Raw genomic sequence first — 13,333 nt, 5'->3', positions numbered from 1 at the left:
GTCTCGCATACCGTTTCAGAAAACCCGGCCATTGCGCCGGGTTTTTTTATTGCCGTCGGCAAAGAAAAACCCCGCCGGAGCGGGGTTTGTTAGGCTTGGATCCGATGCGCTTAGTTGGCCAGGCTCATCTTGGGCTTGAACTGGCCTGTCGGCGCCATGTCGAAGATCTGGTAGACCTGCTCGTTACGGAGTGGCAGGCCGCTCTCGTCATTTTCCAGGTTCTGCTCCGAGACGTAGGCGACATATTCGTTCTCGTCGTTTTCGGCGAGCAGGTGGTAGAACGGCTGGTCCTTGCTGGGCCGAACTTCGGCCGGAATGGAATTCCACCATTCCTCCGTATTCGCAAATTCCGGATCGACGTCGAAAATCACTCCGCGAAACGGAAATACCTTATGCCGGACCACTTCACCGATACCGAACTTTGCAACTCTTTCTTTCATGGTACGACTTCCTTTCATCACCAGATTTGGTGATTGGGCCTGCTCAAATCAAGATTTGTGCAGGATTTCGTCACATGAGTGTCATGTCGCCATCAGCCTCAGTGACATCTTGAAAAGCCCCGGCTTTCGCCAGGGCTTTCCGGTATTTGCTTATGCCGAATAGTACATGTCGAATTCGACAGGATGCGGCGTCATTTCGAAGCGCATCACTTCGGCCATCTTCAGCTCGATGAACGAGTCGATCTGGTCGTCGTCGAACACGCCGCCGGCGGTCAGGAACTTGCGGTCCTTGTCGAGGCTCTCGAGCGCTTCGCGCAGCGAACCGCAGACGGTCGGGATCTTCTTCAGCTCCTTCGGCGGCAGATCGTAGAGATCCTTGTCCATGGCCTTGCCCGGATGGATCTTGTTCTTGATACCGTCGAGGCCGGCCATCAGCATGGCAGCGAAGGCAAGGTACGGGTTCGCCATCGGATCCGGGAAGCGGACTTCAACGCGCTTGGCCTTCGGGTTGCTGCCGAACGGAATGCGGCACGAGGCGGAACGGTTGCGGGCCGAATAGGCAAGCAGAACCGGGGCTTCATAGCCCGGGACGAGACGCTTGTAGGAGTTCGTCGACGGGTTGGTGAAGGCGTTCAGTGCCTTGGCATGCTTGATGATGCCGCCGATGAAATAGAGGCAGGCTTCGGAAAGACCTGCATATTCGTCGCCTGCAAAGCTCGGCTTGCCGCCCTTCCAGATCGACAGATGCACGTGCATGCCCGAGCCGTTGTCGCCGAAGATCGGCTTCGGCATGAAGGTTGCTGTCTTGCCATAGGCGTTGGCGACCTGATGGACGACGTACTTGTAGATCTGCATCTTGTCGGCGTTGCGCACCAGCGTGTCGAACTTGATGCCGAGCTCATGCTGAGCGGCCGCCACTTCGTGGTGGTGCTTTTCGACGACGACGCCCATTTCGCTGAGAACCGTCAGCATCTCGGAACGCATGTCCTGGGCGCTGTCGATCGGCGGAACCGGGAAGTAACCGCCCTTGACGCGCGGACGGTGGCCGAGGTTGCCGGTCTCATATTCGGTGTCGTCGTTCGACGGCAGTTCGTTCGAGTCCAGCTTGAAGCCGGTATTGTAGGGGTCGGCCTTGTACTTGACGTCGTCGAAGACGAAGAATTCGGCTTCCGGACCGACGAATACGGTGTCGCCGATACCCGATGCTTTCAGATAGGCTTCGGCCTTCTTGGCGGTGCCGCGCGGGTCGCGGTTATAGGCTTCGCCCGAAACCGGGTCGAGAATGTCGCAGATGATCACCATCGTCGACTGCGCGAAGAACGGGTCCATGTGCACGGTGTCGGTATCCGGCATCAGCACCATGTCGGACTCGTTGATGGCCTTCCAGCCGCCGATCGAGGAACCGTCGAACATGACACCATCGGCGAACATGTCTTCGTCCACGCAGACGACGTCCATCGTGACGTGCTGCAGTTTGCCCTTGGGGTCGGTAAAGCGCAGATCGACGAACTTGACGTCGTTTTCCTTGATCTGCTTCAGAATTTCGGCTGCACTCGCCATGAAACACTCCCTTTGATTTGCTATGACGATCTGGCTTTGCCTCTTGGGGGCAAGGCTTGCTTAGATAGCGTCGATACCGGTTTCGCCAGTACGAATGCGGATGACTTCCTCGACATTCGAAACGAAAATCTTGCCGTCGCCGATGCGGCCGGTCTGTGCGGCCTTGCGGATGGCGTCGATTACCGCTTCTGCATTCTCGTCGGCGAGGACAACTTCGACCTTCACCTTCGGCAGGAAATCGACGACGTATTCGGCGCCACGGTAAAGCTCCGTGTGGCCCTTCTGGCGACCGAAGCCCTTGGCTTCCGTAACCGTAATGCCCTGCAGGCCGACTTCCTGAAGGGCTTCCTTCACTTCGTCGAGCTTGAAAGGCTTAATGATCGCTTCGATCTTTTTCATGAGAAAATGACTCTCCGCTTCTCCCGTTAAAGCGTGCGTATGCCGCTCGCCAAACATGATGCAGGTATCATGCCAGTTCGCAACCGGCCAGACCGAAAAAATCCCGCAAATGCACCCAAATCGATGCGATTGCCTGCATCTGTGGGCGATTTTTTAGAAAAATATGACGGTTTTTATCCAAAAAATCGAAAATGCGCTCAAAATTGAGAAATCTTGCAAGTCTGCGGTTTGCTTTGCGATGCAGGCTGGAGATTATAAAATAGGCAAAAGCACAAAATATATGCGAATATAGATTGAGCGAAAGCGGTTGTTTTTTAGGCGCTTTTTGACTTCAATGGCGCCATGACCGATCGATTGAACGAATTGCTTCTTACTCCTAAGGAAATGGCGGCAGTCGATGCCGCTGCAGCAGAGACCGGTATCGACAGCTTTGGTTTGATGACCAATGCAGGCGGCGCTGTCGCTGCCGCAGCGATGCGGCTTTATCCCGGCACACTTCGCTTTGCCGTGCTCTGCGGCCCCGGCAATAACGGCGGCGACGGCTACGTCGCAGCGCGGTTTCTGGCCGAAAGCGGCGCCGGCGTTTCGGTGTTTCATCTCGGCGATCCCGATAAGCTCCAGGGCGACGCCTTGCGCGCCCGGTCGGAATGCACAGTGGCCAGCGAACCGCTGGCATCCTATGAGCCGCGGCCCGGTGATACCGTCATCGATGCCTTGTTCGGCGCGGGGCTGAGCCGCGACGTGCCGCCCGAGGCGGCCTATGCCATGACGGCCATCCGCAAGGCAGGCCTGCCGGTCATCGCCGTCGATCTGCCATCCGGCATCCATGGCGCCACCGGTGAGGTTTTGGGCACAGCATTCGCCGCATCGCACACCATCACCTTCATGACCCGCAAGCCCGGCCATCTGCTGATGCCGGGCAGGGATTTCGGCGGCACGCTTGAGGTCGCCGATATCGGCATTCCCGGCCGCATCGTCCGGGCACAGGCGGTGTTGGGCATCGCCGAGAACACACCGGCGCGCTGGGCGCATCTGATGCCGTCGTCGAAGATGGAAACGCACAAATACAAACGCGGCCACCTCGTCGTCTTCTCCGGAACGTCAGGCAAGACTGGAGCGGCCCGGATGTCGGCTATATCGGGCCTCAAGGCAGGCGCAGGTCTGGTGACGATCGCAGCACCTCCGGATGCATTGCCCGAGAACAGCGCCCATCTGACTGCCGTCATGCTGCGTGAAGTCGACGGCATTGCTGCGCTCGAGGCATGGCTGGAGGACGATCGCCTGCAGACCTTCGTGCTGGGCCCGGGTTTCGGCATCGGCGAGCAGGCGAGGGACTATGCCGCCGCACTCAGCGACCGCCATCTGGTTCTCGACGCCGATGGCATCACCTCGTTTCGCCAGGAGCCGAAGCGGCTGTTCGACCTGTTCGCCGGTGGCGAGGCGCGTCTGGTGCTGACGCCGCATGATGGCGAATTCGCCCGGTTGTTTCCCGATATCGCCACCAATACCGAGATCGGCAAGGTCGGCAAGGCGCAGATGGCCGCGAAACGTGCCAATGCGGCCATCGTCTTCAAGGGAGCCGACACGGTGATTGCCGCGCCAGATGGCCGCGCGCTGATCAATACCAATGCGCCTGTCTGGCTGGCGACGGCAGGCTCCGGCGATGTGCTGGCCGGCATCATCGGCGCCTTGCTGACGCAGGGGCTGCCCGCCTTCGAGGCGGCAGCGGCCGGGGTCTATCTGCACGGCATGGCCGGACAGCGGGCAGGCAAGGGGCTGACGGCGGAAGATCTCGCCGCCCACGTCCTGCCGTACTGATTATTTGCCGACTTCTTCCTGCAGGGCGATGGCACCGAAGGGAGCGTTGACCTTGCCCTCGTGGATCATGAAGGCGAACACGTCGCGCGGCTCCACCTTGACCTGACGATCCGCGTCAATCAACGGAAGATCATTCGGAACCTTGCCCGCCGCCCAGGTCTCCAGCCTGACCGCCCAGGCCTTCAGGTTCTTTGGCGGATAGCAGGTCCTGATCTCGTCCGATCCCTTCTGCAGCCGCGCATAGACGAAGTCGGCTGTGACATCGGCGATCATGGGATAGTCGAAATGCTCGGCGACAACGGGCGCGACGCCGTATTTGGCCAGCAGCGCCACGAAGTCAGGCACCTTGAAACTGTCGTGGCGAACTTCGACCACGTGCCGGAGCGGCAGCCCGTCCTGTTTGTCCGGCAAAAGCTTGAGAAAGGCTTCGAAATCGTCCGGCTCGAATTTCTTGATCGGCGCGAACTGCCAGAGGATCGGCCCGAGCCGGTCGCCGAGCTCCGTCAGCCCCTGTGTCAGGAACCGCTGCATGGATTCGCCGGCCTCGCCCAAAACCTTGCGGTTGGTGACGAAACGGCTGGCCTTCAGCGAGAAGATGAAACCATCGGGAACATCGGCACCCCATTTGGCGAAGGTCTCGGGCTTCTGCGAGCTGTAATAGGTGCCGTTGACCTCGATGACCTTCAGCTGGCGGCTGGCATAATTGAGCTCGTCCTTCTGTTTCAGGTCGCCGGGAAAGAAGTGGTTGCGCCAGGGCTCGAATGTCCAGCCGCCGATGCCGACGCGGATAGTGCCGGATGTGCTCATTCTCTTCCTCCCTTTGCCCGTTCAGGCGATTTGCTTTGCCATATCGACGATCACCCATCCTGGCCGGTAGGGATTGGGCCGTCGACCCGTTTCCTGAAAGCCGGACGCTGCATAGATCGCAATGTTCCGCTCCATCCGCGCATTGGTGTAGAGCCGCAGCTCCGGCAATCTCCATTCGCGCGTCTTGTCTTCGACCCGACGGAGGATCGTCCTTCCGATACCGCGGCTATGGTGGTCAGGCGAAACGACGATACTGAAAAGCATCGCATGATCCGCATGCCGCTCCAGTACAGCAAGCCCAACCGGCTCATCCTTCATATCGAKAAGCCAGACTTCGCCATTGGCGATCCGCGGCCGATAGTCTTCGCGCATCGGCAGCGGCTCACCGCCAAACGCCTCGACATAGGGGCCGTAAGCCGCAGCCGTCAGGCGGCGAACAGTCTCCAGATCGTTCGCGCCTGCCTGCCTCAGCATCTCACTCCGCCGCCGCGACCGTTCTTTTCACCGGCCGCCGCTCCAGCAGCTCCTTCAGGAACTGCCCGGTATAGGACCGCTTTTCCTTGACGATTGTTTCCGGCGTGCCCGTCGCAACGATCTCACCCCCACCATCGCCGCCTTCGGGGCCGAAATCGAGTACCCAGTCGGCGGTCTTGATGACTTCGAGATTGTGCTCGATGACGACGACCGAGTTGCCCTGGTTGACCAGCTCGTGGAGCATTTCCAGCAGCTTGGCGACATCGTGGAAATGCAGGCCGGTGGTCGGTTCGTCGAGAATGTAGAGCGTGCGCCCCGTTGAGCGCTTCGACAGTTCCTTGGCGAGCTTGACGCGCTGCGCCTCGCCGCCCGACAGCGTATTCGCCTGCTGGCCGACCTTGATATAGCCGAGACCGACATCGAACAGCGACTGCAGCTTGTCGCGCACCGCCGGAACGGCAGCGAAGAATTCGACGCCTTCCTCGACCGTCATGTCGAGAACATCGGAGATCGACTTGGTCTTGAAGGTGACGTCGAGCGTTTCGCGGTTATAGCGCTTGCCGTGGCAGACGTCGCAGGTGACGTAGACGTCGGGCAGGAAGTGCATCTCGATCTTGATGACGCCGTCGCCCTGGCAGGCCTCGCAGCGGCCGCCCTTGACGTTGAACGAGAAGCGGCCTGGCTGATAGCCGCGCGCCTTTGCCTCCGGCAGACCGGCAAACCAGTCGCGGATCGGCGTGAAGGCGCCTGTATAGGTCGCCGGGTTCGAACGCGGCGTGCGGCCGATCGGCGACTGATCGATATCGATCACCTTGTCGATATGCTCGAAGCCGTCGATCCGGTCGTGATCGGCCGGAATCTCGCGCGCGCCCATGACGCGGCGCGCCGCCGACTTGTAGAGCGTCTCGATCAGAAAGGTCGATTTGCCGCCGCCGGAGACGCCGCTGACGGCGGTGAAGACACCCAGCGGAATAGAGGCGGTGACGTTCTTCAAATTATTGCCGCGGGCGCCGACGACCTTGATCTCCTTGCCCTTCTTCGGCTTGCGCCGTTCATCCGGTATCGGCACGCCGAGTTCGCCGGACAGATACTTGCCGGTAAGCGACTTCGGGTTGGCCATGATGTCCTGCGGGGTGCCATGGGCAATGACCTGGCCGCCGTGAATGCCGGCCGCCGGGCCGATATCGACGACGTCGTCAGCCGTCAGGATCGCATCCTCGTCATGCTCGACGACGATCACGGTATTGCCGATGTCGCGCAGGTGCTTCAGCGTATCAAGCAGGCGCGCGTTGTCGCGCTGGTGCAGGCCGATAGACGGTTCGTCGAGCACGTAAAGCACGCCCGTCAGCCCTGAGCCGATCTGCGACGCCAGACGGATGCGCTGGCTCTCGCCGCCGGATAGCGTGCCTGAATTGCGCGACAGGCTGAGATATTCGAGGCCGACATCGTTCAGGAAGCGCAGGCGGTCGCGGATTTCCTTGAGGATGCGGACGGCGATCTCGTTCTGCTTGGCCGAGAAATGTGATGGCAGCACTTCGAACCAGTCGCGGGCGACCCGGATCGACATCTGCGTCACTTCGCCGATATGCAGCTTGTCGATCTTCACCGCCAGCGCTTCCGGCTTCAGGCGGAAGCCGGCGCAGGAAGGGCAGGGTGCTGCCGACATGAAGCGCTCGATCTCCTCGCGCGCCCAGGCGGAATCCGTTTCCTTCCAGCGGCGTTCGAGATTGGTGATGATGCCTTCGAAGGTCTTGTGCGTCGTGTAGGAACGCGCACCGTCGGCATAGCGGAACTCGATCTTCTCCTCGGTGCCGTTCAGGATCACATCCTGCGCCTTGGCGGAAAGATCGTTCCAGCGGCTGGCGAGCTTGAAGCCGAAATGTTTGCCGAGCGCTTCCAGCGTCTGATTGTAATAGGGCGAGGACGACTTGGCCCAAGGCGCGATGGCGCCGTCGCGCAGCGTCCGCTCCGGTTCCGGGATGATCAGGTTGGCGTCGATCTTCTGCTGCGCGCCGAGGCCGTCGCAGGTCGGGCAGGCGCCGGCCGGGTTGTTGAAAGAGAACAGCCGCGGCTCGATCTCTGGAATGGTGAAGCCCGAGACAGGGCAGGCGAATTTTTCCGAAAACAGCACGCGCTCATGCGTCTCATTCAGCGACTTGTTGGCCGAACCGCCCGCCGAGGTCTCCTCCGGCGGCAGCGGCTTGTCGGCAAATTCGGCGACAGCCAGACCATCGGCGAGCTTCAGCGAGGTTTCCAGGCTGTCCGCCAGACGCGAGGACATGTCGGCGCGCACGACAATACGGTCGACGACGACATCGATGTCATGCTTGTATTTCTTGTCCAGCGCCGGAACATCGGCGATCTCGTAGAATTGGCCATCGACCTTGACGCGCTGGAAGCCCTTTTTCATGAGCTCGGCGAGTTCCTTCTTGTACTCGCCCTTACGGCCGCGCACGAGCGGCGCCAGAATATAAAGACGGGTACCCTCTTCGAAGGCGAGAACCCGGTCGACCATCTGGCTGACCGTCTGGCTCTCGATCGGCAGGCCGGTGGCCGGCGAATAGGGAACGCCGACGCGCGCAAACAGCAGGCGCATATAGTCGTAGATCTCGGTGACCGTGCCGACGGTCGAGCGCGGGTTGCGTGATGTTGTTTTCTGTTCGATCGAAATGGCCGGCGATAGCCCGTCGATCTGGTCGACATCGGGCTTCTGCATCATCTCGAGGAACTGGCGCGCATAGGCCGAAAGACTTTCGACATAGCGCCGCTGCCCTTCGGCATAGATCGTATCGAATGCCAGCGAGGACTTGCCGGATCCGGATAGCCCCGTCATCACGATAAGCTTGTTGCGCGGCAGATCCAGGTCGATGCCCTTCAGATTGTGCTCGCGCGCGCCACGGATGGAAATCGTCTTCAGTTCGCTCATCGTCTTCTGCTTTGGTCTCTCTGATGAAGCCCCTTATTTAGTGATGCTCGCGGGCGAGTCGAGGCTGAAATCCGGGCTAGGAGAAGGTTTTCGATTCTGTTGACAGGATCATAGTCATTTAATAGAACAAATAAAGAACAAAATTCCTTGTGGATGACGCCGCCATGGACGCCCCTCCCGAGGGCTCTATAGTTTAAGGTACATCCATTGTTTCTAGCGCCACCGGGCAGGGTGGCAGGTAAGGTGAAAAGTATGGCTGGTAGCGTGAACAAGGTAATTCTGATCGGGAACGTGGGTGCAGACCCTGAAATCCGCAGAACCCAGGACGGCCGTCCGATCGCCAACCTTCGCATCGCGACCTCGGAAACGTGGCGCGACCGCAATTCGGGCGAACGCAAGGAAAAGACCGAATGGCACACCGTCGTGGTCTTCAACGAAGGCCTGTGCAAGGTCATCGAACAGTACGTCAAGAAGGGCGCCAAGCTCTACATTGAAGGCGCGCTGCAGACCCGTAAGTGGCAGGACCAGCAGGGCCAGGATCGTTATTCGACGGAAGTGGTGCTCCAGGGCTTCGGCTCGACGCTGACGATGCTGGACGGCCGCGGCGATGGCGGCGGCGCGAGCTCCGGCTTCGGCGGTGGTGGTGGCGGCCGCAGCAACAACAACGATTACGGTGGCGGCGGTGGCGGCTATGGCGACGATTACGGCGCGCCTGCGCAGTCGTCGGGCGGCAGCGGCCGTGGCGGCAGCTCTGGTGGAGGCGCCGGCGGCAACTTCTCGCGGGATCTCGACGACGACATCCCGTTCTGATCCAAACGGCGCCGCAAGGCGCCGTTTTCATTTGGGCATCCGGTTATCTCGATAGCGAGAGGTTTTCATGAGTGACGTTTCATCGGCGCAAAAAGTGCCGGCGACCTGGCGGATCGTTCTGGCCGCCATCCTTGATTTTTTCACGATCTTCTGGGTCGCCGGATACGGTGTGGCTCTGATCTTCGGTGGAAAGACGGAGAATGGTTTTTCGTTGGACGGCGGTCCGGCCCTCCTGTCCTTTGCCCTGATGATCGCCTATTTCGTCATCTTCAATAAATATCTGGGTGGAACCATCTGGAAGCGCCTTCTCAAGGCCAAGCGGACGGATCGTTAGCCGCTTTGGAATGTCATCCTGCGGCGCCTAGAGGCTGAACGCCGCCTTGACGCCATCCACCACGAACTGCGCCGCCAGCGCCGCCAGGATGACGCCCAAGAGCCGCGTCAGGATCGCCCGGCCGGTGACACCCAGAAAGCGGTCGAGGCGATCGGCGATCAATAGCGCGGCCAGCATCAGCAGCAGATTGGCGGCAATGACGATCAGGAGCTGCGCCCGCTCGAATGTCGTTGGCAGCGAGCCGGCAATCAGGATGGTGGCAGAGATCGCACCAGGGCCGGCGATCAGCGGGATTGCCAGTGGAAAGACGGCGATATTCTGGATGTGGTCCTTGGTGATCGCCACCGTGCTGGTCTTCTCCTTGCGGTCCTGGCGCTTCTCGAACACCATTTCGAAGGCGATCCAGAAGAGCAGCAGACCGCCGGCGATACGGAAGGCGCCGATCGAGATGCCGAGCACGCCGAGCACGCTGGCGCCGAACAGTGCGAAGACCGCCAGGATGATGAAGGCGATGACCGAGCCGCGCACTGCCACCTGCTTGCGCTGGCTGCGGCTCATGCCCGTCGTCAGCCCTAAAAAGATAGGGGCGAGCCCGGGTGGATCGATGGTAACGAGCAGCGTCGTGAAGGCATTGATCAGTTGGTCGGCGCTTGCCATTGTCCCTCCGGAACACCATATGAAGTCTTGATTTTTCTGATTGTGAAGCTGCCCCTCGCATTTGGCAAATCGCCGTATGGCGCTGAAGCGCCGAAACGGCTGATTTGCCGCCTTTCCGCCGTAAAAGCCTGTTCAAAACGCCCGCTCAAATTGGCGCGGAACGGGGCTTTCCGCTATAAATCTTTCAGTGATTCTACAAAGAGATCGTGATCTGTTTTGACTGAACAAACACCCCCAGGCGGCGGGAAGCTCCCGCCAGGCATCGAGCCCATCTCCATCATGGAGGAAATGCAGCGGTCGTATCTCGATTACGCGATGAGCGTTATCGTCAGCCGCGCGCTTCCGGATGTCCGCGACGGCCTCAAGCCCGTGCACCGGCGCATCCTTTACGGCATGTCCGAGCTCGGCATCGACTGGAACAAGAAATACGTCAAATGCGCCCGCGTCACCGGTGACGTGATGGGTAAATACCATCCGCACGGCAACTCGGCGATCTACGATGCGCTGGCCCGTATGGCGCAGGATTGGTCTCTCCGGCTGCCGTTGATCGACGGCCAAGGCAACTTCGGCTCCGTCGATGGCGATCCGCCGGCGGCCGAACGTTACACCGAATGCCGCCTGGAAAAGGCCGCGCACTCGCTGCTCGACGACCTCGACAAGGAAACGGTCGATTTCCGCGACAACTACGACGGCACGCTCTCCGAGCCGGTCGTGGTGCCCGCGAAATTCCCGAACCTGCTGGTCAACGGGGCAGGCGGCATCGCCGTCGGCATGGCGACCAACATCCCGCCGCACAATCTCTCCGAAGTCATCGAAGGCTGTATCGCGCTGATCGACAATCCGGCGATCGAGCTGCCGGAGCTGATGCAGATCATCCCGGGTCCCGACTTCCCGACCGGCGCCAAGATCCTCGGCCGTTCCGGCATCCGTTCGGCCTATGAGACGGGCCGTGGTTCCGTCGTCATGCGCGGCGTTGCCACCATCGAGCCAATGCGCGGCGACCGCGAGCAGATCATCATCACCGAAATCCCTTATCAGGTGAACAAGGCGACGATGATCGAGAAGATGGCCGAGCTGGTGCGCGAAAAGCGCATCGAGGGCATCTCCGATCTGCGCGATGAATCCGACCGTCAGGGCTACCGCGTCGTCGTTGAGCTGAAGCGCGATGCCAATGCCGACGTCATCCTGAACCAGCTGTATCGCTACACGCCGCTGCAGACCTCCTTCGGCTGCAACATGGTGGCGCTGAACGGCGGCAAGCCGGAACAGCTGACACTGCTCGACATGCTCCGCGCCTTTGTCGCCTTCCGCGAAGAAGTTGTTAGCCGGAGAACGAAATTCCTGCTGCGCAAGGCACGTGAGCGCGCTCACGTCTTGGTCGGTCTGGCAATCTCGGTTGCCAATATCGACGAAGTCATCCGCGTCATCCGCCAGGCGCCGGATCCGGCAACGGCCCGCGAGCAGCTGATGACCCGCCGCTGGCCGGCATCGGATGTTGAAAGCCTGATCCGCCTGATCGACGATCCGCGTCACCGGATCAACGAGGACATGACGTATAACCTCTCGGAAGAGCAGGCGCGCGCCATCCTCGAACTGCGTCTCGCCCGCCTGACGGCGCTTGGCCGCGACGAAATCGGAGACGAACTCAACAAGATCGGCGAAGAAATCAAGGATTACCTCGATATCCTGTCGTCGCGCATCCGCATCATGACCATCGTCAAGGATGAGCTTGGCGCCGTTCGCGACGAGTTCGGCACACCGCGCCGCACCGAAATCATCGACGGCGGCCTGGAAATGGATGATGAGGATCTCATCGCCCGCGAGGACATGGTCGTCACCGTCTCGCATCTCGGCTACATCAAGCGCGTACCGCTGACCACCTACCGGGCGCAGCGCCGCGGCGGCAAGGGCCGCTCCGGCATGACCACCCGCGACGCAGATTTTGTTAGCCGGCTATTCGTGGTCAATACCCATACGCCCGTGCTGTTCTTCTCGTCGCGCGGCATCGTCTACAAGGAAAAGGTCTGGCGCCTGCCGATCGGCACGCCGACCTCGCGCGGCAAGGCTCTGATCAACATGCTGCCGCTCGCACCCGGCGAGCGCATCACCACCATCCTGCCATTGCCGGAGGACGAGGATAGCTGGGATAGCCTCGACGTCATGTTCTCGACGACCCGCGGCACCGTTCGCCGCAATAAGCTGTCGGACTTCGTTCAGGTCAACCGCAACGGCAAGATCGCCATGAAGCTCGAGGAGGAGGGTGATGAAATCCTCTCCGTCGAGACCTGCACCGAGCATGACGACGTGCTTCTGACCACGGCGCTCGGCCAGTGCATCCGCTTCCAGGTTGACGACGTCCGCGTCTTCGCCGGCCGCAACTCGATCGGCGTGCGCGGCATCAATCTCGGCGACGGCGACCGGATCATCTCGATGACCATCGTCGGTCACGTCGATGCCGAGCCGTGGGAACGTGCTGCCTATCTGAAGCGCTCCGCTGCAGAACGTCGCGCAACCGGCGTCGATGAAGACGATATCGCTCTCGTCGGCGAGGAGGTCACCGAGGAGGGACAGCTTTCCGACGAGCGCTATGAAGAGCTGAAGGCACGCGAGCAGTTCGTGCTGACGGTTTCCGAAAAGGGCTTCGGCAAGCGTTCCTCGTCCTACGACTTCCGTATCTCCGGCCGCGGTGGCAAGGGTATCCGCGCCACCGACACGTCGAAGACCGGTGAAATCGGCGAACTCGTCGCCGCCTTCCCTGTTGATGATGGCGACCAGATCATGCTGGTTTCGGATGGCGGTCAGCTGATCCGTGTACCGGTCGGCGGCATCCGCATCGCCAGCCGCGCGACGAAGGGCGTGACGATCTTCTCGACTGCCAAGGACGAGAAGGTTGTGTCCGTCGAGCGTATCAGCGAGCCGGAGGAGGACGGCGAGGAAGCAGGCGAGGGAACCGGCGAAGCGGTTGCTGAAACCGGCGAAGCAACGCCTGCAGTCGAGGGTGAGGCACCGCCTTCCTCTGAAGAATAATTTAACCAGGCTTTGGTTTGAGAACCGGGCGGCCCCTGCCGCCCGGTTTTTTTATGGAGTAAAGAGATTTCTGCTAGCTTG

At 60.6% G+C, this 13,333-nt stretch carries 11 protein-coding genes; 4 read left to right on the top strand and 7 right to left on the bottom strand.

What is annotated here, in order from left to right:
* Positions 1-110: 110 nt before the first annotated feature.
* The 3 genes from hspQ to AC1DIJ_RS17785 form a co-directional block, all read right to left on the bottom strand.
* Positions 111-440 carry a heat shock protein HspQ gene (hspQ, locus tag AC1DIJ_RS17795; RefSeq protein ID WP_112387407.1) on the bottom strand — a complete coding sequence of 110 codons (330 nt, stop codon included), beginning with the start codon at positions 438-440 and terminating at the stop codon, positions 111-113.
* Positions 441-590: 150 nt separating this feature from the next.
* The gene (gene glnA, locus AC1DIJ_RS17790) at positions 591-2,000 is read right to left on the bottom strand and encodes a type I glutamate--ammonia ligase (RefSeq protein ID WP_112387406.1); all 1,410 of its coding nucleotides are present in this window, start codon (positions 1,998-2,000) and stop codon (positions 591-593) included.
* Positions 2,001-2,060: 60 nt separating this feature from the next.
* The gene (locus AC1DIJ_RS17785) at positions 2,061-2,399 is read right to left on the bottom strand and encodes a P-II family nitrogen regulator (protein ID WP_003539626.1); all 339 of its coding nucleotides are present in this window, start codon (positions 2,397-2,399) and stop codon (positions 2,061-2,063) included.
* A 342-nt stretch (positions 2,400-2,741) separates the two neighbouring features.
* Here AC1DIJ_RS17785 and AC1DIJ_RS17780 point away from each other — a divergent pair, with 342 nt between their 5' ends.
* Positions 2,742-4,217 carry an NAD(P)H-hydrate dehydratase gene (locus AC1DIJ_RS17780; RefSeq protein ID WP_112387405.1) on the top strand — a complete coding sequence of 492 codons (1,476 nt, stop codon included), beginning with the start codon at positions 2,742-2,744 and terminating at the stop codon, positions 4,215-4,217.
* Here AC1DIJ_RS17780 and AC1DIJ_RS17775 read toward each other — a convergent pair whose 3' ends face one another.
* From AC1DIJ_RS17775 to uvrA, 3 genes are read right to left on the bottom strand one after another with little or no spacing between them, the layout of a single operon-like run.
* Positions 4,218-5,024, bottom strand: coding sequence for a DUF72 domain-containing protein (locus AC1DIJ_RS17775; protein WP_112387404.1), 807 nt, complete (start codon positions 5,022-5,024; stop codon positions 4,218-4,220).
* A 21-nt stretch (positions 5,025-5,045) separates the two neighbouring features.
* On the bottom strand, positions 5,046-5,498 hold the full coding sequence (locus tag AC1DIJ_RS17770) for a GNAT family N-acetyltransferase (protein ID WP_477831496.1): 453 nt from the start codon (positions 5,496-5,498) through the stop codon (positions 5,046-5,048).
* 1 nt (position 5,499) lies between these two features.
* A complete protein-coding gene (gene uvrA / locus AC1DIJ_RS17765) occupies positions 5,500-8,424 on the bottom strand; it encodes an excinuclease ABC subunit UvrA (RefSeq protein WP_112387402.1) in 2,925 nt (974 codons plus the stop codon).
* 252 nt (positions 8,425-8,676) lie between these two features.
* Between uvrA and AC1DIJ_RS17760 the strand changes: the two genes are divergently transcribed.
* A complete protein-coding gene (locus AC1DIJ_RS17760; RefSeq protein WP_112387401.1) occupies positions 8,677-9,234 on the top strand; it encodes a single-stranded DNA-binding protein in 558 nt (185 codons plus the stop codon).
* Between the two features lie 67 nt (positions 9,235-9,301).
* Positions 9,302-9,568: an RDD family protein gene (locus AC1DIJ_RS17755; RefSeq protein WP_112387400.1), complete on the top strand. Its 267-nt coding sequence runs from the start codon at positions 9,302-9,304 to the stop codon at positions 9,566-9,568.
* Between the two features lie 27 nt (positions 9,569-9,595).
* On the opposite strand, the gene AC1DIJ_RS17750 is transcribed toward AC1DIJ_RS17755, so the two are convergent.
* Complete coding sequence (locus AC1DIJ_RS17750) at positions 9,596-10,225, bottom strand: MarC family protein (protein WP_112387399.1); 630 nt, start codon at positions 10,223-10,225, stop codon at positions 9,596-9,598.
* 216 nt (positions 10,226-10,441) lie between these two features.
* On the opposite strand from AC1DIJ_RS17750, the gene gyrA reads away from it, so the two are divergent.
* Positions 10,442-13,252 (top strand): DNA gyrase subunit A, encoded by a 2,811-nt coding sequence (gene gyrA / locus AC1DIJ_RS17745; RefSeq protein ID WP_112387398.1) that lies wholly within the window; start codon positions 10,442-10,444, stop codon positions 13,250-13,252.
* Positions 13,253-13,333 lie beyond the last annotated feature (81 nt).

Source organism: Rhizobium sp. 10N427, assembly GCF_056394605.1.
Note: the sequence above shows the minus strand (reverse complement) of the source record. Positions and strands in the feature narration are given on the sequence as shown.

Excerpts from the sequence above, each read along its gene's own strand:
- hspQ (WP_112387407.1), bottom strand. The coding sequence starts at position 440 with ATGAAAGAAAGAGTTGCAAAGTTCGGTATCGGTGAAGTGGTCCGGCAT.
- glnA (WP_112387406.1), bottom strand. The coding sequence starts at position 2,000 with ATGGCGAGTGCAGCCGAAATTCTGAAGCAGATCAAGGAAAACGACGTC.
- AC1DIJ_RS17785 (WP_003539626.1), bottom strand. The coding sequence starts at position 2,399 with ATGAAAAAGATCGAAGCGATCATTAAGCCTTTCAAGCTCGACGAAGTG.
- AC1DIJ_RS17780 (WP_112387405.1), top strand. The coding sequence starts at position 2,742 with ATGACCGATCGATTGAACGAATTGCTTCTTACTCCTAAGGAAATGGCG.
- AC1DIJ_RS17775 (WP_112387404.1), bottom strand. The coding sequence starts at position 5,024 with ATGAGCACATCCGGCACTATCCGCGTCGGCATCGGCGGCTGGACATTC.
- uvrA (WP_112387402.1), bottom strand. The coding sequence starts at position 8,424 with ATGAGCGAACTGAAGACGATTTCCATCCGTGGCGCGCGCGAGCACAAT.
- AC1DIJ_RS17760 (WP_112387401.1), top strand. The coding sequence starts at position 8,677 with ATGGCTGGTAGCGTGAACAAGGTAATTCTGATCGGGAACGTGGGTGCA.
- AC1DIJ_RS17755 (WP_112387400.1), top strand. The coding sequence starts at position 9,302 with ATGAGTGACGTTTCATCGGCGCAAAAAGTGCCGGCGACCTGGCGGATC.
- AC1DIJ_RS17750 (WP_112387399.1), bottom strand. The coding sequence starts at position 10,225 with ATGGCAAGCGCCGACCAACTGATCAATGCCTTCACGACGCTGCTCGTT.